This window comes from Agrococcus sp. GW821-FHT14H11 (assembly GCF_058803545.1).
Genome location: NZ_JBXAPA010000001.1, coordinates 26,562 through 45,626 on the forward strand (window position 1 = coordinate 26,562; position 19,065 = coordinate 45,626).

The 19,065-nt window shown below is 71.8% G+C and carries 20 protein-coding genes, 1 tRNA gene and 2 pseudogenes; 10 read left to right on the forward strand and 13 right to left on the reverse strand.

The genetic code is table 11. The features are described from left to right. Positions 1 to 25: 25 nt before the first annotated feature. Complete coding sequence (locus AC1RNL_RS00110) at positions 26 to 865, reverse strand: phosphatase PAP2 family protein (RefSeq protein ID WP_310121741.1); 840 nt, start codon at positions 863 to 865, stop codon at positions 26 to 28. An 87-nt stretch (positions 866 to 952) separates the two neighbouring features. Further along, positions 953 to 2,227, reverse strand: coding sequence for a glycosyltransferase (locus AC1RNL_RS00115; protein WP_492934091.1), 1,275 nt, complete (start codon positions 2,225 to 2,227; stop codon positions 953 to 955). A gap of 65 nt (positions 2,228 to 2,292) precedes the next feature. On the opposite strand from AC1RNL_RS00115, the gene AC1RNL_RS00120 reads away from it, so the two are divergent. Together AC1RNL_RS00120 and AC1RNL_RS00125 are read left to right on the forward strand one after the other, a co-directional pair. Continuing rightward, the gene (locus AC1RNL_RS00120) at positions 2,293 to 2,769 is read left to right on the forward strand and encodes a hypothetical protein (RefSeq protein ID WP_492934092.1); all 477 of its coding nucleotides are present in this window, start codon (positions 2,293 to 2,295) and stop codon (positions 2,767 to 2,769) included. A 164-nt stretch (positions 2,770 to 2,933) separates the two neighbouring features. Next, complete coding sequence (locus AC1RNL_RS00125) at positions 2,934 to 3,296, forward strand: hypothetical protein (protein ID WP_492934093.1); 363 nt, start codon at positions 2,934 to 2,936, stop codon at positions 3,294 to 3,296. 257 nt (positions 3,297 to 3,553) lie between these two features. On the opposite strand, the gene AC1RNL_RS00130 is transcribed toward AC1RNL_RS00125, so the two are convergent. Together AC1RNL_RS00130 and AC1RNL_RS00135 are read right to left on the reverse strand one after the other, a co-directional pair. Then, positions 3,554 to 3,850, reverse strand: a complete 297-nt coding sequence (locus AC1RNL_RS00130) for an AzlD domain-containing protein (protein ID WP_492934094.1) — start codon at positions 3,848 to 3,850, stop codon at positions 3,554 to 3,556. A 7-nt stretch (positions 3,851 to 3,857) separates the two neighbouring features. Continuing rightward, positions 3,858 to 4,592 carry an AzlC family ABC transporter permease gene (locus AC1RNL_RS00135; RefSeq protein ID WP_492934095.1) on the reverse strand — a complete coding sequence of 245 codons (735 nt, stop codon included), beginning with the start codon at positions 4,590 to 4,592 and terminating at the stop codon, positions 3,858 to 3,860. 6 nt (positions 4,593 to 4,598) lie between these two features. Between AC1RNL_RS00135 and AC1RNL_RS00140 the strand changes: the two genes are divergently transcribed. Continuing rightward, on the forward strand, positions 4,599 to 5,153 hold the full coding sequence (locus AC1RNL_RS00140; RefSeq protein WP_492934096.1) for a helix-turn-helix domain-containing protein: 555 nt from the start codon (positions 4,599 to 4,601) through the stop codon (positions 5,151 to 5,153). A gap of 534 nt (positions 5,154 to 5,687) precedes the next feature. On the opposite strand, the gene AC1RNL_RS00145 is transcribed toward AC1RNL_RS00140, so the two are convergent. Both AC1RNL_RS00145 and AC1RNL_RS00150 read right to left on the reverse strand, forming a co-directional pair. Next, positions 5,688 to 6,068, reverse strand: a complete 381-nt coding sequence (locus AC1RNL_RS00145) for a histidine kinase (RefSeq protein WP_492934097.1) — start codon at positions 6,066 to 6,068, stop codon at positions 5,688 to 5,690. A 10-nt stretch (positions 6,069 to 6,078) separates the two neighbouring features. Next, positions 6,079 to 6,348, reverse strand: a pseudogene (locus AC1RNL_RS00150) (SCO6880 family protein); the annotation flags it as partial. Between the two features lie 321 nt (positions 6,349 to 6,669). Between AC1RNL_RS00150 and AC1RNL_RS00155 the strand changes: the two are divergent. Together AC1RNL_RS00155 and AC1RNL_RS00160 are read left to right on the forward strand one after the other, a co-directional pair. After that, positions 6,670 to 7,362, forward strand: coding sequence for a recombinase family protein (locus AC1RNL_RS00155; protein WP_492934098.1), 693 nt, complete (start codon positions 6,670 to 6,672; stop codon positions 7,360 to 7,362). Next, a pseudogene (locus AC1RNL_RS00160) lies at positions 7,325 to 7,681 on the forward strand (recombinase family protein); the annotation flags it as partial. The gene AC1RNL_RS00155 and the pseudogene AC1RNL_RS00160, both read left to right, overlap by 38 nt. 613 nt (positions 7,682 to 8,294) lie before the next feature. On the opposite strand, the gene AC1RNL_RS00165 reads toward AC1RNL_RS00160, so the two are convergent. The 5 genes from AC1RNL_RS00165 to AC1RNL_RS00185 all read right to left on the reverse strand — a co-directional run bounded on the left by AC1RNL_RS00165 (position 8,295) and on the right by AC1RNL_RS00185 (position 12,273). Beyond that, positions 8,295 to 8,367: transfer RNA gene (locus AC1RNL_RS00165), tRNA-Ala, on the reverse strand. Between the two features lie 60 nt (positions 8,368 to 8,427). Continuing rightward, positions 8,428 to 9,633 (reverse strand): hypothetical protein, encoded by a 1,206-nt coding sequence (locus AC1RNL_RS00170; protein WP_492934099.1) that lies wholly within the window; start codon positions 9,631 to 9,633, stop codon positions 8,428 to 8,430. Between the two features lie 57 nt (positions 9,634 to 9,690). Continuing rightward, the gene (locus AC1RNL_RS00175; RefSeq protein ID WP_128188590.1) at positions 9,691 to 10,356 is read right to left on the reverse strand and encodes a GNAT family N-acetyltransferase; all 666 of its coding nucleotides are present in this window, start codon (positions 10,354 to 10,356) and stop codon (positions 9,691 to 9,693) included. Between the two features lie 10 nt (positions 10,357 to 10,366). Next, complete coding sequence (locus tag AC1RNL_RS00180; RefSeq protein ID WP_492934100.1) at positions 10,367 to 11,287, reverse strand: NAD-dependent epimerase/dehydratase family protein; 921 nt, start codon at positions 11,285 to 11,287, stop codon at positions 10,367 to 10,369. Continuing rightward, positions 11,284 to 12,273: a GDP-mannose 4,6-dehydratase gene (locus AC1RNL_RS00185; RefSeq protein WP_492934101.1), complete on the reverse strand. Its 990-nt coding sequence runs from the start codon at positions 12,271 to 12,273 to the stop codon at positions 11,284 to 11,286. The genes AC1RNL_RS00180 and AC1RNL_RS00185 overlap by 4 nt, the downstream gene beginning before the upstream one ends. Positions 12,274 to 12,409: 136 nt before the next feature. Between AC1RNL_RS00185 and AC1RNL_RS00190 the strand changes: the two genes are divergently transcribed. Genes AC1RNL_RS00190 through mscL form a run of 3 tightly spaced genes read left to right on the forward strand, consistent with a single transcriptional unit; the run spans position 12,410 to position 13,730 of the window. After that, positions 12,410 to 13,000 carry a 5-formyltetrahydrofolate cyclo-ligase gene (locus tag AC1RNL_RS00190; RefSeq protein ID WP_492934102.1) on the forward strand — a complete coding sequence of 197 codons (591 nt, stop codon included), beginning with the start codon at positions 12,410 to 12,412 and terminating at the stop codon, positions 12,998 to 13,000. Positions 13,001 to 13,010: 10 nt separating this feature from the next. Beyond that, positions 13,011 to 13,283 carry an FmdB family zinc ribbon protein gene (locus tag AC1RNL_RS00195; protein ID WP_492934103.1) on the forward strand — a complete coding sequence of 91 codons (273 nt, stop codon included), beginning with the start codon at positions 13,011 to 13,013 and terminating at the stop codon, positions 13,281 to 13,283. Positions 13,284 to 13,322: 39 nt separating this feature from the next. Then, positions 13,323 to 13,730: a large conductance mechanosensitive channel protein MscL gene (gene mscL / locus AC1RNL_RS00200; RefSeq protein WP_492934104.1), complete on the forward strand. Its 408-nt coding sequence runs from the start codon at positions 13,323 to 13,325 to the stop codon at positions 13,728 to 13,730. Positions 13,731 to 13,837: 107 nt separating this feature from the next. Here the strand turns inward: mscL and AC1RNL_RS00205 are convergent, their stop codons facing one another. Both AC1RNL_RS00205 and AC1RNL_RS00210 read right to left on the reverse strand, forming a co-directional pair. Then, positions 13,838 to 14,047, reverse strand: a complete 210-nt coding sequence (locus AC1RNL_RS00205; protein ID WP_492934105.1) for a hypothetical protein — start codon at positions 14,045 to 14,047, stop codon at positions 13,838 to 13,840. Next, complete coding sequence (locus AC1RNL_RS00210; RefSeq protein ID WP_128188583.1) at positions 14,044 to 17,895, reverse strand: ATP-binding protein; 3,852 nt, start codon at positions 17,893 to 17,895, stop codon at positions 14,044 to 14,046. Before AC1RNL_RS00210 ends, AC1RNL_RS00205 begins: the two co-directional genes overlap by 4 nt. 162 nt (positions 17,896 to 18,057) lie before the next feature. Between AC1RNL_RS00210 and AC1RNL_RS00215 the strand changes: the two genes are divergently transcribed. Together AC1RNL_RS00215 and AC1RNL_RS00220 are read left to right on the forward strand one after the other, a co-directional pair. Further along, positions 18,058 to 18,549 carry a DUF305 domain-containing protein gene (locus AC1RNL_RS00215; protein ID WP_492934106.1) on the forward strand — a complete coding sequence of 164 codons (492 nt, stop codon included), beginning with the start codon at positions 18,058 to 18,060 and terminating at the stop codon, positions 18,547 to 18,549. Between the two features lie 91 nt (positions 18,550 to 18,640). After that, the gene (locus tag AC1RNL_RS00220) at positions 18,641 to 19,051 is read left to right on the forward strand and encodes a four-helix bundle copper-binding protein (RefSeq protein WP_128188582.1); all 411 of its coding nucleotides are present in this window, start codon (positions 18,641 to 18,643) and stop codon (positions 19,049 to 19,051) included. Positions 19,052 to 19,065 lie beyond the last annotated feature (14 nt).

Sequence of the window (19,065 nt, forward strand, 5' to 3'; positions counted from 1 at the left end):
GCCGCCGCGCGAGGCCGGGTCCGCCCTACGGCGCCGGCACGGCCTCGCCGTCGGGCTCGACGGATGCGCGCCTGACGGTCAGGTAGAGGCGGTGCGCCGTGATCACGAGCACGAGCCACGCCGCCCCGAGCGCCCACGCCGCGACCACGTCGGTGAGCCAGTGGTGTCCGAGCACCACGCGGCTCAGCCCGATCGTGATCGCGAACACCGCGGCGACCGCGATCGTGAGCACCCGCTGCCAGCGGCGCTCGAGCCGCAGCACGATGAGGTACGCGACGATGCCGGCGATCACGGTCGCGTTGAGCGTGTGCCCGCTCGGGAACGAGGCGGAGTGCTCGTACGGCGGCACCGCGAGCTCGAGCGGCGGCCGCGAGCGGCCGATGAAGCCCTTCGCGACGATCGTCATGAGCAGCGAGCCGAGGCCCGCCGACAGCATGAGGATGACCGGCGTCCACGAGCGGCGTCGGATCGCGAGGAGGAGCATCACCGCGATCGCCAGCACCGGCATGCCGATGACGCCGGCGACATCCGTGTAGGCCGTCACCGCCGGCCCGAACCACCCGGGCCGCCAGTCGGCGAACCACGCCGTGATGGGCATGTCGAGGTTGGCGAGGCCGTCCTCGTCGGTGACCGCCTCGTACACCTCCGCACCGCCCGCGGCGAGCCCGGCCGCGACCGCCAGGCCGATCGCGAGCGTCAGCAGCAGCGCGGCGTGGGGGCCGAGCCTGCGCCCGATCTGCTCGACGAGCCGCGCCACCACGCGACCGACGCGCGTCGTCCAGTGCGTGAGGTCGCGCCCGCCTACGTAGCGGTCGCGGCGCACCTCCCCCGCCGGTCCCTGCTCCGGTCGCGCGTCGTCGTCCATGCCCACCCCGTCCCGATCGTGGCGACGATCCTCTCGCGCGCGCCTGAGGACCAGCCCGCAGCGCGTCGGCGCTCCGTCGCCCGGTGCTCAGTCGCAGTGGGGCGTGGGCACGAGCAGGCACTCGACGAGCTGGGCCGCCCGCGACGCCCCGCCGAGCGCCGCGAGCTCGTCGGCGATCTGCCGCGCGCGCGTGCGGTAGCGCGGCTCGCGCAGCACCTTGCGCACCGCGGCGAGCACGCGCGGCGGCCTCGGCCGCCCCGTGCGCAGGTCGATGCCGGCGCCCGACCACGCGACGCGCGCGGCGACCTCGGGCTTGTCGGCCGAGCCGCCCGCGACCACGAGCGGCACGCCGCACGCGAGCATCTCGAGCACGCCGCCCCAGCCGCCGTTCGTCACCCCGACGTCGGTGTGCGGCACGACCGCCGAGTAGGGCACGAAGTCGACCAGCCGCGCGTTCGCCGGCACCTCGCGGTCGATGGTGCGCCCGGCCGTCGTGCCGATGACGCGCACGGGCACATGGGCCAGCGCGTCGAGCGTGGGCAGCAGCAGCGCGGTCGGGTCGGTGTCGACCGTGCCCTGCGTGACGAACACGACCTGGCGCGGCTCGTCGGCGAGCGTCTCGGCCCAGAGCGGCGGCGGCGCGAGCGGCCCCGTCCTCGGCTCGAGCCAGCCCACGAAGCGCACCGAAGCGGGCAGGTCGCCGGGGTCGTACTCGAGCGACGGCGAGCCCGTCGCGAGCACGAGCCGCGGCGAGTAGAGCGCCTCGTCGAACGGACGCCCGGGCCCGAGCCCCAGCTCGGCGCGGGCGGCGCGCAGCGAGCGGTCGAGGGGGCCGGATGCGTTGCGCACGACGGCGCGCAGCATGCGGTCGCGCGCCCGGCCGAGCCACGTGCGCGCGGGCTGCATCGCGAGGCCCGGCGGCGGCAGGTCGCGGCTGCGCATCGTGAGCGGCATGAGCGACACGCTCGCCCACGGCAGCCCGAGCACCTCGGCCGCGAGGCCGGTGCCGACGGCCATCACGTCGCCGACGAGCGCGTCGAAGGGCGTGCGCTCGTGCGCGGCGCGGATGTCGCCCACCTGGCCGGGCGCGGTGCCGATGAAGAGCTCGCCGAGGTTGGCGAGCGTGCCGAGGGGCCCCGGGGGCGCGACGCCGGGGAACGCCTCGGCGAGGCGGTGCTCGTCGAAGTCGAGCGCGTCGCGCCAGACGAGCGTCTCGCAACCGAGCCGGTCGAACGCCTCGACGTGGCGATCGCCCGTGTAGGCGGTCACCCGGTGCCCCCGCGCGAGCAGCGCAGCGGCGACTGCCGTCATCGGCCGGACGTGTCCGGCGAACGGCATCGCAGTCACGAGCAGGTGCGCCACCTTCGCACGATACGCCCGCGACGACCCGATTGAGGGGATTAGTAGAACACTGTTATGGTTACCCTGTGCCTCGAGCCCTGCAGCTCGCCCTCGGCATCGTGGCGGTCGTCGTCGGGCTGTCGCTGGGTGCGATCATCATGACCGTCTGGCGGCCCTGCGCCGCGGCGGTGATGCCGCTCGACCCGATCACGTCACCGGCGTGCGCGCACGTCGCGAGCGGTCCGAACACCGCGTGGATCGGCCTGCTGCTGTGGCCGGTCGCGCTCGCCGCCGCCGGCCTCGCCGCGATTCGCGCGATCTCGCGCGGCTGGGGCGCCGTGACCGCCGCGGTGGTGGTCGTGCTGGCGCTCGCCGCGCTCGCGGCGAACCCCATGGTCGAGTACGTGCTGCTCAACCAGGTGCCGCAGTCGTGGGACGAGCCGCCCGGCACCGGGTCGCTCACCGCCGCCCTGTTCGTGCTGGCGGGGCTCGTGATCGCCACGACGCTCGTGCCGCGGCCGCGCGGCGGGCCGCGCATGGCGGAGGAGCGGCGCTGGGTCTGACGGATGCGCAGGAGACGACGACAGCCCCGCCTCGCGGCGGGGCTGTCGATGTGGTGGACCTCCGTAGAGAGTTCGAGAACCCCTGCCCGGCCCTGAAAACTGTGACTTCTCGCCGGTCGCGGGGCGTCTACCAGCGGGACCGCAGGCCCCTGGAGCCGTCTGTAGTGGACGAGCGGGGTCGGATGGTGCGTGCAGTTGGGATGACTCAAACCTTTCTGAGCCCGGCACAGGTAGACGAGCTGGTAGCTCTCTACCAGGAGGGCGCGACGCTGGTGGAGTTGAGCGAGCGGTTCAGCGTTCACCGCCGCACGGCGGCGGCCCATCTGGTCCGCCGTTCGATCCCGATCCGCAGGCGCGGTCTTGATGAGTGCGACCTCGCCGCAGCCGTCGAGCTGTACGACGGCGGGTTGAGTCTTATGGAGGTCGGCCTGCGGTTCGGGGTCAGTCAGCAGGCGGTTAGGCGCGCTCTGGCAAACGTCGATGTGCCGATCCGCGCCAGCGGTAGACGGGCACGAGCATCGGCATGACCGGCTGTGGCTGGGTGTCGATGCCACTGCAGAGCGTGGATTTCCACGCTGCTCCTCTCTGAAAGCATGGGAAACAGGGCCTCCTGAAGCTGGTGTGTGGTCAGAGACCACCAGCATCCAGAGGCCCACCTCATGCGACGGAGCGACCCAGAGTGAGGGGATTTGATGAGCAGAACTGGGGAGATTCAGTGAGCGCCATCAACGAACGCGTCGTGTTGAACCGGCTCTGGCTGCTCATTCTGTGGTTCCTCGTTTCGTCATGTGAACAGTCGCAGGAACGCTGTTGTCAGGCTGGCGATAAGCACGACGAGGATGAGCGGTAACCGGAGGACGGCCGCGGTACCTGCGGCGAGTACCCCGGCAGTGCGGGTCCAGTCGGCCAGGTCTTGCCCGTCGTACAGGGCGGAGGTTGCTGCGACGGCGGCAAGGAGTATGGCGACGGCTTGTTCGAGACCCTGGTCCAGCTTCTCGGGGATATCTGTCCCCCCTGAGGTGGTGCCAGCGAGCCTAACGACGTACGTGCCAACGGCGAGCACTACGCATGCGGTGAGCATTTGGGAATCAATCACGCTGAGAACCTCGCTTCCACCCCAGACCGAGGGAGACCAGGGCCGCCAGCGGCGCGACTCCAGGCGGCACGAAGGGTGTGACTGCGACTGCGAGCAGAACTCCACAGGCCACGATGATGGCCGCATGCTTGCTGCGCACAGCGCCTAAAACCATCGCGAAAAGGATCGCGGGAAAGACCGCGTCCAATCCCAGCGCCGAGACATCGGTGAGGGCTCGGCCGAGGAGCACACCGATCGCGGCACCCGCAGGCCAACTGAGAAGAATCGCCCAGCCGAGCACCCAGAAAGCTCGCCGACGACGTGGAGAGTCGTGCTGCGCCGATGCGTAGGCAACCGTCTCGTCGTTGACGAAGTGTGCCGCGAGCAGGCGTGTCCATCCTCTGTGGAGGAACCGGGATGCGGCGATCCCGTACACGCCGTTGCGCAGGTTCACAAGCAAAGCGCCCGCAGCGGCCGCGAGTGGTGCCGCGCCGGCGAGGATCGAGGCGATGAACATCAACTCGGCCGAGGCAGCGAGGACCGCGACGGCCAGAGCAATCACGAGCCACGCAGGCAGTCCGACCTCCGAGGCCAACGCACCGAAGGAGACGCCGACCACCAACACCGCGGAGGCGATCGAACCGACATCGCCCACCATCCTCCGCACGGACCATTCTGATGAACTCACGTCTATTATCATGAACGACTCCCCGCGGTTCGTCAATCCGTACGGTTCGTTAGCTATCATGAACGCATGGTTGGTGACTCAGTGCGGCAGCACATCGGTGGGGCGGTGCGCCGCGAGCGGACCCGCATCGGTTGGAGCGCCGCCGAGCTCGCCCGCCGAGCAGGTATCTCCAAGGCCAGCGTCTCCCAACTCGAATCGGGCGCCGGCAACCCAAGCGTCGAGACCTTGTGGTCTCTCAGTGACGCCCTCGGTGTACCATTCTCGACGCTCGTCGACCCCGGCTCCGCAGGCCCGACGCTGATCCGCGCTGCCGATGCCCAGCCGATCACGGCGGTGGGAAGCGCCTACTCCGCCTCTCTGCTTTCGGCGTGTCCGACCGGAGCCCGACGCGACATCTACCTGGTGACGGCCGAGCCAGGTGAGCCTCGTTGCTCCGCACCTCACCAGGACGGCACCACCGAACATGTCATCCTGGTCACCGGCTCAGCCGATGTCGGGCCTCCCGGCGATCCCCAGCGCCTAGGACCCGGCGACTACATCTCGTACCGAGGCGACTCCGAGCACATCTTCGCTGCCCATACCTCGGGCACGGTCGCGATCCTGATCTCCGAACTGCGGTAGTCAGACGACTCGTGTGTCCGCGGCGACAGGCTCCGTCCAGCCAATCGCCTGACAGGCGATAACATCACGACGCAAGAGCGCGCCCATCCGCCACCGATTGGCAGGCATCGCTCGCCTGATGAGGTCCCCTTCCAGCCGACCTCATCAGGCGAGCGGTTCAGCGTTCACCGCCGCACGGCGGCGGCCCATCTGGTCCGCCGTTCGATCCCGATCCGCTGGCGCGGTCTTCATGAGTGCGACCTCGCCTACGCCGCAGGACTCGCAGGCGGCCCTCTCCTCACCGGCTTCACCACCGCGATGGTCATCACCGCGGTCGTGCTCGCCGTGATTGGCGGAACATCACTCGCTCGGCTCCCATGAGCACCCCGATGAGAGAACACACCCCGCGCGAAGAGTGCGAGCTTGGAAGCACGTGTCTACGGGTGGAGTGCTGAGGGGAAGCCTGCGCGCCCGTATTCGAGAGGCTGGTGCACGTCGCCGGGATCGAACACGCGAGACCCCGAGCTGGACCACGCGCCAGGAGGAACCGACTGCCTACGTCGCGGCACGGTAGCCCTCACCGGGACAGGCCTCACTCGATCGGCGAGCGTAGCCACGCTCGCGGCGGTCCGGGGCCGACCGCGAACAGCACGCCTCAGTGAGGTTCGCGGTGGCGGCCCGTACGGTCATCAGCCCGAGTCCGTGGGACGCGAGGTCGTGCAACTCGCGGGCGATTCGCAGCCGCTCAGTCTGCGCGGCTTTCTCCGCAGCCCAGTCGGTCAGCTGATCCTCGTAGGCGCGGCGCTGGGCGCGGGTTCGCAGCAACGCCCAGGTGGCAACGATGACGGCAGTGGCGACGATGAGCGAGACCGCCACGACCAGGTAGGGCGAATCCTGCCCGAGAGCCAGGAGGGCGAGCAGGAGCACGACGAGCACGCCCGCCGCCCGCGTGGTGGGCGGAGTCGGTGCGCAGCCGGGCCCAGGACTCGTTGACGGCCACCGGACCTGCGGTGGCGAGGTGCTGGCCGAGTTCGCCGTGGCGCTCCAGGGTGGCGGCGATGGCCGGGTCGTACGCGCTGCGCAGGATGACCGCGATCTGCCCCGGGGTCAACCAGCCGGAGGGTTTCAGGTCGGCGGAGCGTAGCGCTGCGACCAGGGTGGACATCTCCTGGCGCAGGACGGCGGCGGCCCCGCGGATGCCGCCGCCAGCGATCCTGGCCGTCAACGTCGCGGTCGGTGACACCGACGCTGAGGGCCTGCACCTGGCGAACTCCCCGAAGGGCTACTACGCCAGACTCGGCCGGGCCACCAACCGGCGCAACAGCGAGTGTCGCAAGACCGTTGGTAGAATGAAACAAGCAAAAGCCTCGCGTACGCGGGGTGTTGTGGTCCTAAACCCCGCCTCTGGCGGGTAACACGCACCGTGACCCCGTCGGGTCTCGTCCTACAGTCACACCGATGGCTGCTCTCACGACCAACATCCCCTCCCAGGCATCTGGGGGCGCGAGGGACGAATCGTGTGAGAGGCAAGGACCCGATGACCACCACAACTCCTGCTGCTGATCCGGCGGCCAGCCTGATCGACCCGCCCACCAGCACGGCAGCTGCCATCTCCTATCTGCGGGTCTCCACCCGCGAACAGGCGTCCAAGGGCGGCACCGACGAAGGCTTCTCCATTCCCGCCCAACGCGAGGCCGTGCGCCGCAAAGCAGACCAGCTCGGTGCAACCATCATCGAGGAGTTCGTCGACGCCGGAGCCTCAGCGAAGTCCGCCCAGCGGCCCGACCTGATGCGAATGATCCAATACGTCAAGGCCAACAAGGTCGCCTACTGCATCGTCCACAAAGTCGACCGGCTCGCCCGCAACCGCGCCGACGACGTGACCATCCACCTTGCCCTCCAACAGGCCGGGGTCATGTTGGTCTCGGCCACCGAGAACATCGACGAGACTCCCTCCGGCATGCTGCTGCACGGCATCATGTCCACCATCGCGGAGTTCTACTCCCGCAACCTCGCCACCGAGGTCACCAAAGGCATGACACAGAAAGCAATCGGCGGTGGCACCCTTGGCAAAGCCCCAATCGGCTACCTCAACGTCCGCCTCCGCGACGACCAGGGCCGCGAGGTCCTCCGAGTGGGCATTCAAGGCCTACGCCTCGGGGAACTGGACCGTCAGCCAGCTTCACGACGAACTCACTTCCCGTGGCCTGGTCAGTGTCCCCACCCCTAAGCGGCCACCGAAGCCGCTCGCGGTCTCCTCCGTGCATCGACTGCTGACCAACCCCTACTACAAAGGCGATGTCGTCTACCGCGGCACCCGCTACAAGGGCACCCACCCCGTGCTCGTCCCGCCTGAGGTCTGGTACCAGGTCCAGTCCGTCCTGACTGCCCACAAGAGTGCTGCCGAGGCCACCCAGGTCCATGACCACTACCTCAAAGGCACCGTCTACTGCGGCCAGTGCGGATCCCGGCTGATCGTGTCCAACGCCAAGAACCGCCACGGCAACGTCTACTGCTACTTCGTGTGCTCCGGTCGGCACTCCAAGCGCACCGACTGCACGCGAGGGGCGATCCTGATCGAGGACGTCGAGAGGCTCATCGAGGACTACTACGCCCGCGTGCAGATCAGCCCCGCCCAGCGCGATGCTCTGTCCGGGATGCTGCACCACGAGTTCGACGGGCTCATGGCCGCCGAGACCGACGAACTCGAACGCCTGACCAAGCACCGCGACCGGCTCGAACACGAACAAGACCGGCTCATGCAAGCCCACTACGCCGACGCCGTGCCGCTGCCGGTGCTCAAACGAGAACAGGACCGCATACTCGGCGATCTCGACAGCCTCAACCGGCGCATCGACGCCCACCACGGCGACTACGCCGACGCTCGTGCCCACCTTGATGACGCGTTGAACCTGCTGGCCGACTGCGGCGACATCTACCAGCGCTGCGACGACGCCAACCGGCGCCTGTGCAATCAAGCCTTCTTCACCAAGGTTTACATCGACGAAGACGGCGAGCTTCGGGTCGAGAACAACCGCCCCTTCGAGATGCTCCTCGACCCCGAAGTCAACGCCAACGCCCTCAACTGGGTTCAGGACAGCGACAAGGCCCGTACCCGAGCCAACGATTCCGTTGGCAAGGGTCCGAGCCTTGTGCGTGGGGTGGACCCGGGGGGAATCGAACCCCCGACCTTCTCATTGCGAACGAGACGCGCTACCAACTGCGCCACGGGCCCGGACCGGTTCAGAGTACCCGACACCCGCCCCAGCGGCGAAATCGGGGCGACGGCTCCGGCTCAGACGACGCGACGGGCGAACGCGGCGTGCACGTCGAGCCCGTCGAGGTCGTCGTCGACGAGCCCCATGGCGGCGAAGCGGGAGCCGCCGGCGGGCGCCGGGCGGCGGACCGGGTCCTCGCGACGGATCGCGTGCTCGTCCTCCTGCGTCTCGAGCGGCGCATCCGAACGCACGACGTCGAGCGACTCGGCCGCGCCGATCGCGGCGCCGAGCTGCACCTCGCGGATCGGCACCGCGGGCGCGGTCGGCGCCATGCGCCGCTCGGTCTCGGTCGGCACCTGGGCGAGCTCGCCCGTGACGATCTCCTCGAAGCTCGGCTCGAGCTGGGTGACGCGCGCGAGCGGGCCGGAGATGGCCTTGCGGTCCTCGGCGAGCTGCTGGCGCGCCCGCCGCAGCAGGTCGTCGCTCGGCGACGGCGGCTGGTACTGCACCCGCGCCCGCGGCTCGGGCAGCGGCTGCGGCGACCATGCGCGCGAGGCCAGCACCTCGTCGGTGCGGAGCGCGGCCGGCGTGGCGGCGGCGACCCGCGGCGCCTCGCCCGTGCGCGACGCCTGCCGCGCCACGACCTGCTCGGCCATGCGCGCCTCGGACGCGACCGCCTCGGCCGCGACCTGCCGTGCCTCGACGAGCGTGCGCACGTGCGGCGCCGTGGCCTCGGCGACCCGGCGCATCCGCGCCGACGACGCGTTCACCGTGACGAGCCCGGCAGCGCCGAGCACGGCGACCGCGCCGCCGACCGCGAGCAGCACCTGCATGCCCGGCACCGCGGCGCCCACGACCATCGCGGCGACCGCGACGAGCACGAGCGCGAAGCACGCCAGGCGCGTGCGGCGCAGCCGCTGCGCGCGCGACACCGACGACTTCACGGCGGCGCGCACCTCGCGCTCCACCGCCTTGATCTGCTCGTCGAGCTCGCGGGCGCGGGCGACGGCCTTCGCGTGCTCCATCGCCTGCTTGAGGCGGGCCTCCTTCGCGACCGCGCGCTGCTGCACGGCGATGGTGCGCGCGTCGGCCTCGAGCCGCACCTCCTCCGGCGACTCGGCCGACTCGGCCATGATGCGGAGCGTCTGCTGCAGCCGGATGGCGTTGCGCTCGGTCGCCAGGTACTCGCGCTTCCGCGTCCACACGGGCACGAGGTAGACGACCCAGAGCACGACGGCGACGATGAGGATGAGGGTCGTCCCGAGACCTGCGAACTCTGGCATGTCCTGCACGGTAGTGGCGCGGCGCACCCGATCACGGGAGGGCGCGCGGCGGTTCGATCAGGCGCGCGGCGAACTTCCCGCGCGCGGGTCGCCGCCGACCGGCACGGGGTAGACCGAGCGGTCGAACGGCGGCACCCGGCCGGCCTCGAAGCGCTGCAGGAGCGGCTCGGCGAGCTCCTCGCGCACGAGCGCGAAGCACAGGTGGTCGCGCCAGTCGCCGTCGATGTGGATGTAGCGGCGACGGCAGCCCTCGTAGCGGAACCCGAGCTTCTCGACCACGCGCAGGCTCGCGACGTTCTCTGGCCGGATGCAGATCTCGACGCGGTGGAGACCCATGCCGAGCATGAGGTGATCGGTGACGAGCGCGACCGCCGTGGTCGTCGCGCCGCGGCCCGCGAAGCGTCGCGCGATCCAGTAGCCGAGCGTCGAGGAGGCGAGCGCGCCGCCGGAGATGTTGGCGACGTTCAGCTGGCCGGCGAACTCGCCGTCGACCTCGATCGCGAAGGCGAGGCCGCTGCCGTCGCGGTCGCTCTCGAGCAGCGAGCGGATCGACGAGCGGGTGTCGAAGCGGCCGCTCGGGCGCGTGCCCGGCAGCGTCGCCTCCCAGCGCTCGAGCCAGGGCCGGTTGGCGAGCAGCTCGCCCTCGAGGGTCTTCGCGTCGCGCATGCGGATGCCTCGCACGGTGACGGCGCCGTGCGAGAGGCGGGGCGCGCTGTCGAACACGCTGTCGAGCCTAGAGCGTCGCCGCGCGCATCCCCTGGGCCGCGAAGTCGCGCACCGTGTCGGCGAGGCCGATCCGCGGCTGCCAGCCGAGCTCGTCGCGCAGGCGCCCCGCGTCGCCGACCACCTCCTGCGCGTCGACCGGGCGCCGCTCGCCCGCGATCCGCACCCGCGGCGGCATCGGCACGCCGAGCGCCGCGCAGAGCTCGGCCAGCACCTCCTCGCCCGATCGGGCGACGCCCGAGGCGACGTTGTAGAGCGGATGCTCGAGCACGGGTGCCTCGCACAGGGCGAGGTAGGCGGCGGCGACGTCGCGCACGTCGGTGTAGTCCCGCCGGGTGGTGAGGTCGCCGACGGGCAGCGCCTCCCCTGACCGCAGGCGCCGGAGCCCCGCCGCGAGGTCGGGCAGCAGGAACCCCTCGCCCTGGCCCGGCCCCAGGTGGTTGAAGGGCCGCACGGCGATCGTCTCGAGCCCGCGGCCGCGGTAGTAGTCGAGCTGCAGCTCGACGAGGAGCTTGCTGACCGCGTACGGCGACGCGCACGCGGTCGGCGCCCGCTCGTCGAGCGGGCCGTCGCCCGGCGCGTAGACGGCGCCGCTGCTCGCGCCGATGAGCCGCGGCCGCTCGTCGGCCTGCAGCAGCGACTCCGCGAGGTGCGTCACCATCGCGGAGTTCTGCTCGAGGTAGCGCTGCGGCTGCGCGAACGACGGCCCCACGGCGGCGAGGCCCGCGAGGTGCAGCACCACGTCGACGGGCGGCAGGGCGGGCGCCGCGTGCGCGAGGTCGGCGACGACCGCCTCGTCGAGGTCGGGCGGCGCCTCGCGCCGCTCGGAGCGCAGCACCCCCACCACACGATGGCCGCGCTCGGCGGCGAGCCGCGCGACGTGCCGTCCGACGAAGCCGTCGGCGCCGGTGATCGCGATCCTGAGGCTCATGCAGGCACGCGCCCGCTGGCGAGCTCGCGGTCGTGCGCGACCATGCGCCGCACGAGCCCCTGGAAGTCGACGTCGCGGCGCCAGCCGAGCAGGGCCTCCGCCTTCGACGGGTCGCCGAGCAGGATGTCGACCTCCGCCGGCCGCATGTACTCGGGGTTCTGCCGCACGTAGGGGCGCCAGTCGTCGACGCCGATCTCGGCGAACGCGCGCGCGAGGAAGTCCTCGATCGAGTGCGTCACGCCGGTGGCGAGCACGAAGTCGTCGGGCGTCGGGTGCTGCAGCATCTGCCACATGCCGCGCACGTAGTCGCCGGCGTAGCCCCAGTCGCGCTTGGGCCACAGGTCGCCCAGCTCGATCGCGTCCTGCAGGCCCGCCTCGATGCGCGCGACCCCGTCGGTGATCTTGCGGGTGACGAACTCGACGCCGCGGCGCTCCCCCTCGTGGTTGAAGAGGATGCCGCAGGAGACGAACATGCCGTAGCTCTCGCGGTAGTTCTTCGCCGTCCAGTGGCCGTAGAGCTTCGCGACGCCGTAGGGGCTGCGCGGGTGGAACAGCGAGTCCTCGGCGTAGCCCCGGCCGGGGCGGTTGTAGTCGAGGCCGCCGAACATCTCGGAGGTCGACGCCTGGTAGAAGCGCGTCAGCCCGCCGCGGCCGGTGACCCGCACCGCCTCGAGCAGGTTGAGCACGCCCTTGCCGGTGACCTCGGCGGTCAGCGCCGGGTTCTTGAAGGAGTAGCCGACGTGGCTGATCGCGGCGAGGTTGTAGAGCTCGTCGGGCGCCGCCATCTCGACGGCGCGGATGAGCGAGGTCGGGTCGGCGAGGTCGCCCTCGAGCAGCGTGACGGCCGGGAACTCCTCCCGGACGGCGTGGCGCTTCGGGTTGTGCTGCCCGCGGATGAGCCCGAACACCTCGTAGCCCTGCGCGAGGAGCAGCTCGGCCAGGTGCCCGCCGTCCTGCCCGGTGATGCCGGTGACCAGCGCTCGCATCGCACCCTCCGTCGCTCCTGCCCTCACAGTACGGTTTGCGTCACACCTTTATCAAACAGTGTTCCACAACGTCGGCTCAGGAGAGCGGCAGGGCCACCACGAGGCCCGTTCACCGGCACGCGCTAGATTCCGGGGCGTGAGCGACCCGGAGCACGACGTCGAGGAGGCCAAGCGCGCCCTGCGCCGACGCCTGCGCACCGAGCGGGCCGAGCGCGGCGCCGCCTTCGCCGGAGAGCGCGCCGACGGCCTCGCCGCCAACCTGCAGGCGCTCACGCGCGCGCTCGGCGCCCGCACGATCTCTGCCTACCTCTCGCTCCCGGAGGAGCCCGACACGCGCGCCTTCCTCCGCTGGGCCGACGCCCAGGGCATCCGCGTGCTGCTGCCGGTCATCCGCCCCGACGGCCTGCTCGACTGGGCCGAGCACGACGGCACCGAGACCGTCGAGGCGACGCTCGGCATGCCCGAGCCCACCGCGGACGCCCTCCCGCCGACCGCGCTCGACGAGGTCGACCTCATGCTCGTGCCCGCGACGGCGGTCGGCCGCGACGGCTCGCGCCTGGGCGGCGGCCGCGGATTCTTCGACAAGACCATCGCCGCGATGGCAGAATGTCCTCCGGTCTATGCCGTCGTGCACGACGAGGAGCTGTTCGACTCCGTGCCGCACGCGGCCTACGACCAGCCGGTCGACGGCGTCGTCACGCAGTCCGGCATCCACCACACGTCCTGAGGAGCGCCCCGTGCCCGTCTACGCCTACGCCTGCACCGCCTGCGGCCACGCCTTCGATGCGCGCCAGAGCTTCGACGAGCCGTCGCTGACCGTCTGCGAGGCCTGCGGCGGCGCGCTGCGGAAGCAGTTCGGCACCATCGGCGTCACCTTCAACGGCTCCGGCTTCTACCGCACCGACTCGCGCGCGAAGAGCGCACCCGCTTCCGGATCCCCCCAGCCCGGTATGGCGAAGACGTCCGCATCGACGACCCCGTCGTCGGGCGGCGCCGGCACGGCCACCTGACCGCGCCGGGTTCCCCGCACCCACACAGAGGAGGACCCCATGGAGGGCTTCAAGAAGTTCCTGATGCAAGGCAACGTCGTCGAGCTCGCCGTCGCCGTCGTCATCGGCACGGCGTTCACGGCCATCGTCGCCGCGTTCACCGAGGCGATCATCAACCCACTGCTGGCGCAGGCCTTCAACGCCGACGACCTCGCCGGAGCAACGGTCGGCATCTTCAAGATCGGCCTGCTCATCGCGGCCATCATCAACTTCCTCGTCATCGCCGCCGTCGTCTACTTCGTGCTCGTGCTGCCGATGGCGAAGCTCAAGGAGCGCCAGGACCGCCGCCGCGGCGTCTCCCCCGAGGAGCCGGCCGAGACCGACGTCGACGTGCTGCAGGACATCCGCGAGCTGCTGCGCGCGCAGCAGGCGCCGGGCGCCGCGCCCGGCACCGCGCCGCGCGGCTGACGCAGCTACCGCGAAGCTCGGGCCCGTAGCGGATGTAGGGCCAACGGCTCCCATCGGGCCGCCCTGGCATCCGCCTGCACCTGCATCTGCGGGTGCAGGCGGATGCGTCAGCCCCAGTGGGGCGGGACGTCACGACGCAGCTGCTCGTCGTTCTCGCTCGACTGCTGCCGCCGCTCAAGCAGAGGCTCGCCCGTGTACCCGGGCGACGGCTCGGTCGAGACGCGCCTGCCGCGACGGCGGATGACGAGCGGCGCGGGCTGCGGCGTCGCCGGATCCGCTGCCTCCCCGCCGTCGGCCGGGCCGCCCTCCTGCGTCACGACGACGCATCCGCCCCGACGAGCTCGGCGATGCGGTCGGCGACGCCCTCGGGGTCGGTGAACAGCTCGAAGGCGTGCACGCGCATCGTGTGCCAGCCGAACCGGCGCAGCACCTCGGGCCGCAGCCGCAGCGCCTCGCGCAGCGTGCGGTCGCCGTCGTCGTGGTCGGCCTCGATCGCGGCGCAGATGCCGCCGTTCGCCACCACGAGCGGCAGCTGGTCGTCGTAGGAGACGTCGGCGCGGAGGCCCCGGCGGCGCAGGCGCGTCGCGAGGTCGACCATGAGCGGGTCGCCGCCGAAGAACGTCGGCGCGCGATCCTCGGCCGCGATGTCGAGCAGGATCTCGCGCAGCATCGCCGCGCCGTGCGCGAGCCGCTCGGGGTCGAGCTCGGCCGCGTCGAACGACGTGACGATCTGCAGCGCCTTGCGGGCGCGGGTCATCGCCACGGCGAGCAGGCGCTCGCCGCCCGGCTGCCCCAGCGTGCCGAAGTCGACGTTGCGGCCGTGCTTCGTGCGGCCGTAGCCGACCGAGAAGATGACCCGGTCGCGGCTGAGCGCGCTCGCGTGCGTGACGTCGACGATGACGAACGGCTCCTCGCGGTCGGCGACCACGAAGTCGGTCAGCTGGTTCGACGACGCGAGCGCCGCCATGACCGCCTGCTGGATGCGCACCTCGTGCTTCTCGTTGGCGGTCACCACCATGAGCGACTCCTGCGGCCGCGAGCGCGCGTGCTGCGTGACGAGCTGCACGACCCGGTCGACCTCGGCGTCGGGGCTCTCGACCGTCGCCGCGCCCTGCTCGGGCAGCCCGTGGGCGCCGTGCACGATCGAGGCGGTGAGCGAGGCGTGGCCGAGGTAGGCGCCCGCCCACGGCAGCGCCTCGATGCGGCCCTCGTAGAAGCGCTCGTTCACGGCCGCGACGAGGTCGGCGCCGCCCGTGCGGTACGAGCGCGTCAGGTGCAGCGTCGGCAGCACCTGCCCGAGCCGCGACAGCGCCGACTCGGCGTGCAGCTCGTCGGGCGTCGCGAGCTCCTCGCTCGGGCGGATGCCGAGGGTCGAGATGCCCACGTCGAACGGCGCGGGCGTCTGCGTCGCCGAGTCGCCGAGCGCGATCACCTGCCGCGCGCGGCTGATGGCGCCGGCGGCCTCGGCGATCGTGATGGCGCCCGCGTCGGCGATGATCACGGCGTCGAAGGGGATGCGCTTGGGCACCCGGTGCAGGTCGTACGGCGAGGCGAGCCACACGGGCGCCACCGAGCGCGTCAGGTGCGGTGCGAGGCGCTGCAGCTCGTCGGCGTCGACAGGACCGGCCTTGATGAGGCGACGCAGCGCATCCGCCTCGTCCGGGTGGTCGTCGACCGCGAGCCGCCAGCCCTGCGCGACCTGATGCGCGAGGCGCGCGCTCGACGCGTCGACGTGCGCCTCGTCGACGAGCGCGAAGTCCTGCTCGAGGCGTCGCAGCACGTCGGTGTTGCCGCGCAGCAGCGCCCGCTCCCGGCCCAGCATCGACTGCAGCGCCGACTGCCACCATGCGAGGTCGAGCTCGTGCTCGACCTGGTCGTCGGCGACGTGCCGGTCGGCGAAGTCGGTCAGCAGCGCGTCGAGGCCGAGCCGCTCGACCGAGCTCATCAGCTCGGCCCGCTCCTGGATGTTCTGCAGCGCGTCGCTCGGAGCCGCGAGCTCGGCGATGCGGGCCTCGAGCTCCTCGATCGGCAGGTCGACGCTGCGCACCTCGGGCTTGAGGGCCGCGTCGAGCCGGTCGAGCCGCACGACGACGTCGCGCAGGCGCGCGTCGAGCGCGGCGAGGCCCGCAGGCACCGACGGGATCGAGCCGTCGGGCGCGAACTTCGCCCACAGCCGCCGCTGCTGCTGCGCGGCGACGAGCACGTCGTGCAGGTCGGGCACGTGGCTGCCGGGGCGGATGTACTCCTCGGCGAGCTTCTTGAGCCGCCGGCGCTGCATCGCGCCGAGCGACTGGATCGCCTCGCGGCGCGGGCCCGTCGCCGTGATGAGCTCGCCGAGCGGGCGGTCGTAGAGCGACGGCGTCATGACGTCGAGCGTGGCCCGCACGTCGGTGAGCAGCGCGACCTGGATGCCGAGCTCGGCGAGGGTCGCCGCGGGCCGCAGCTTCGTGTCGCCGATCACGCGGCGCGCCTCGGTGAGCAGCGCCTCGAGGTCGCCGCCGGAGGTGCCCGGCCCGGTCGTCGCCGACCCGGCGAGCGCCTGCGAGTCGGCGAGGGCGGCGGATGCGTCGCCCGAGGAGTCGAAGGAGGCCCCGTACCAGGGCGTGTCGCTCGGCCCGTAGCGGAACTGCCCGAGGGCCGCGGCCTTCCGCATCGTCGCCGCCACGCGAGGCCGGTCGGTCGCGAGCGCGACCGTCGCCTGCTCGCTCAGCCGCGCGCGCGTCGACGGCGGCGTCGGCAGCATCGCGAGCCGCGAGAGCTCCTTGAGCGCGTCGAGCACTGACACCTGCAGCTTCGGGTCGACCCGCTGCAGCGCGGCGCGGTAGTCGAGCAGCACCTTCCGCAGGCGCAGCATCGCCTCGTCGATCTCGCCGGTGTCGGGGCGCTCGGACTGCTCGATGCGGCGGATCGCGCCGATGAGGTCGCGCCGCAGCGTCGCCTCCGAGACGGCGAGCGACTCGAGCTTCGTGCTCGCGAGCCGGTCGCCGATGTCGCGGAGCGTCGCTCGGCGGGGGCTGACGACGAGCACGCGGCGGTCGTCGCCCACGAGCGCCGCGATCACGTTGACGATCGTCTGCGTGAGGCCCGTGCCGGGCAGCGCCTCGACGACGAGCGAGTTGCCGGCGGCCGCCTCGGCGATCACCGCGTCCTGCTCGGCGTCGGCGTCGAGCACGAGCCGGTCGACCTCGGGGTCGCGGCTGTCCTGCGGCGTCTCGTCGACGCCCGCGCGGCCCTCGCGCACGCGCCACGCGGCCTGCTCGTCGCCGCGCACGGCGTCGAGCACGTCGTGCGGCTGCTGCTGCAGGTCGGCGGCCATCGGCTCGCCGACGTCGGCGAAGGTCGAGGCGAGCAGCCGCGCCTCGACGGTGAAGCCGGGCACGTGCGCCGCCGCCTGGCGCAGCGCGTCGAGCACGGCGTTGGGCGTGAAGGTGCCCTCGCCGGAGCCCAGCTCGATCAGCTGCCGCTCGTCGAGCCGCACGCCGTGGTGGCCGCGCAGGATGCTCGCGATGCGCGGGTTGACGAAGGGGCGGCCGAGCAGCTGCAGCTCGAAGTCGCGCCCGCGGCGCCGCACGACGAGCGGCCGCAGCAGCACCGGGCCGTAGACCTCGCCGCGGCCGCCGCCGGCGTCGGCGTGCGGGAACCGGGCCATGCCGATGCCGAGGTGCACGGCGTCGATCGAGCGGGCGGCCGCGAGCTCGATGCCCTTCGAGGCGATCGCCGCGGCAGCCGAGCGGGCGGCGCGGAGCGCGAGGTCGTCGCGGATGAGGCTCGACAGCGCGGTCGGCCGGCCGGTGATGAACTGGGCGAGGCCGCCCGGATGCGTCGTCGAGAGCTCGATGCGGGTCGCGGTCGTGTCGATGAAGTCGGTCAGCGGGCTCCGCCCGCCCACGCGCCGGAGCGCATCCGCCCACGCCTGCCACTCCCCCTCGCGCCGGCGCACGCGCGGCGCCGGCTCGGCGGCGGCCGGCTCGGGCGCGAGGCTGCGGTCGGCGCCGGGCTCGGGGGCGTCGTGGGCGTCGAGGATCGCGTCCTCGGCGGCGTCGGCCACGGCCTCCGCCTCGTTCAGCGCAGCGCGGTCGACGGCGGCGCCGCGGGCGCCCGCCGTCTCGTGCGTCGCCTCGTCGACGGGCCCGTCGCCCCGGATCTCGGTCTCGTCTTCACGCACACCGTCACGATAGCCACGCGGCCGGGAGCCGCGCGGGTGCCACACCGCCGGGTGCCACGGCGCGTGGAGGACACTCCAAGGTGGACCCGGTTCCATGGCCTGCGTCAGCGGCGGGCAGCTGGGTGCTGCCCGATCCGACACCCCGACCACGGAGGAGCAGCCATGACCCGCTCGGAACAGACCGACGCACACGAGCAGTCCGGGCATGGCCCAGCACGGATGTACCTGAAGTTCGGCGCGATCCTGCTCGTCAGCCTCGGGCTCATGTGGGTGCTCTCGATGTCGATGATCCGCGAGCTCGGGCACTTCACCTTCAACATCAGCAACTTCTACATGGCGCTCATCATGGTCGCCGCGATGGGGATCGTCATGACGATCGGCATGTGGTCGATGTTCCCCAGCAGGAAGGCGAACATCGCCATGGTCGTCGGGTTCGCTGCCCTGTTCGTCGTCGCCCTCCTCATGGGCAGGAGCGAGGCGTTCGTCGGAGACAAGGGCTTCCTCGAGTCGATGATCCCGCACCACTCGCGGGCGATCCTGGTGTGCCAGGAGGCCGACATCACCGACCCGGAGATCGTGCAGCTGTGCGACGACATCGTCGAGGCCCAGCAGGAGGAGATCGCGCAGATGGAGGAGATCCTCGAGCGCTACTGACGTCGGACGGGCCGGCGGCGCGAGCTGCGCCGCGGGACCGGACGGACAGGCTGCGACCGTCGCAGCCGAACCGGAAGAAGGAGAGAGAACGATGACCCATCACGTCATGTCGATGCTCGACACCTATCCCAAGGACCTCGGAGGCGTCGACCGGGACAAGCTCGCCGCATGCATCGAGGCATGCTTCGAGTGCGCCCAGACCTGCACGGCGTGCGCTGACGCGTGCCTGGCGGAGGACATGGTCGCCGAGCTGACCACGTGCATCCGCACCAACCTCGACTGCGCGGATGTGTGCGAGGCGACCGGCCGCATCCTCTCGCGTCGCACCGGTGCCGACGCCGCGGTCACGCGCGCGGTGCTGGAGGCCTGTCAGGCCGCGTGCAAGGCGTGCGCGGACGAGTGCGAGCGCCACGCCGACATGCACGAGCACTGCCGGGTGTGCGCCGAGGCCTGCCGGAAGTGCGAGCAGGCCTGCGCCGACCTTCTCGCGTCGCTCGGCTGAGCCGGACTCGACTG

Excerpts from the sequence above, each read along its gene's own strand:
- AC1RNL_RS00155 (WP_492934098.1), top strand. The coding sequence starts at position 6,670 with ATGACCACCACAACTCCTGCTGCTGATCCGGCGGCCAGCCTGATCGAC.
- AC1RNL_RS00110 (WP_310121741.1), bottom strand. The coding sequence starts at position 865 with ATGGACGACGACGCGCGACCGGAGCAGGGACCGGCGGGGGAGGTGCGC.
- AC1RNL_RS00185 (WP_492934101.1), bottom strand. The coding sequence starts at position 12,273 with ATGCGAGCGCTGGTCACCGGCATCACCGGGCAGGACGGCGGGCACCTG.
- AC1RNL_RS00180 (WP_492934100.1), bottom strand. The coding sequence starts at position 11,287 with ATGAGCCTCAGGATCGCGATCACCGGCGCCGACGGCTTCGTCGGACGG.
- mscL (WP_492934104.1), top strand. The coding sequence starts at position 13,323 with ATGGAGGGCTTCAAGAAGTTCCTGATGCAAGGCAACGTCGTCGAGCTC.
- AC1RNL_RS00130 (WP_492934094.1), bottom strand. The coding sequence starts at position 3,850 with ATGCTCACCGCATGCGTAGTGCTCGCCGTTGGCACGTACGTCGTTAGG.
- AC1RNL_RS00215 (WP_492934106.1), top strand. The coding sequence starts at position 18,058 with ATGACCCGCTCGGAACAGACCGACGCACACGAGCAGTCCGGGCATGGC.
- AC1RNL_RS00140 (WP_492934096.1), top strand. The coding sequence starts at position 4,599 with ATGGTTGGTGACTCAGTGCGGCAGCACATCGGTGGGGCGGTGCGCCGC.
- AC1RNL_RS00220 (WP_128188582.1), top strand. The coding sequence starts at position 18,641 with ATGACCCATCACGTCATGTCGATGCTCGACACCTATCCCAAGGACCTC.
- AC1RNL_RS00135 (WP_492934095.1), bottom strand. The coding sequence starts at position 4,592 with ATGATAGCTAACGAACCGTACGGATTGACGAACCGCGGGGAGTCGTTC.
- AC1RNL_RS00170 (WP_492934099.1), bottom strand. The coding sequence starts at position 9,633 with ATGCCAGAGTTCGCAGGTCTCGGGACGACCCTCATCCTCATCGTCGCC.